1 pseudogene is annotated in these 345 nt (G+C 62.3%); it reads right to left on the bottom strand.

The window, feature by feature from the left end:
* Nucleotides 1-345: pseudogene (locus EOC94_RS33775) on the bottom strand (TIM barrel protein); the annotation flags it as partial.

The following is a 345-nucleotide window of genomic DNA, read 5'->3' as shown; positions in this document are numbered from 1 at the left end:
CCGGGATGTTCGGGTTCTTCTGCGACAGGCGCTGCAGATAGAGGTCGTAGTTCAGCGAGCCGGTGCCCGGCGCGTTGAGGACCATCTCGCCAACGCCGCGGAAGGTGTGCGAGGCCAGCGCGTCGTCATCGCCGATGTCCGCATGCTTCTCGCTCTTGTCGTCGCCGGCTCGTGCGACATCCTTGGCATGCGCGATCTTGACCTTGTCGGCCAGCGTGTCGAACACCTGGTTCAGCACCTTGTCCATCTGGTCGATGTTGTGGCTTTCGAAGTAGTTGGTCGGATCCATCAGCAGGCCGAGGCCCGGATGGTCGACCTGCGCGAACATCCTCACCGTTTCCTCGA

Origin of the sequence: Mesorhizobium sp. M6A.T.Ce.TU.016.01.1.1 (genome assembly GCF_003997065.1) — a bacterium.
GTDB lineage: Bacteria > Pseudomonadota > Alphaproteobacteria > Rhizobiales > Rhizobiaceae > Mesorhizobium > Mesorhizobium mediterraneum.
The sequence above is the reverse complement of the archived record's forward strand: the minus strand, read 5'-3'. Positions and strand labels throughout refer to the sequence as shown.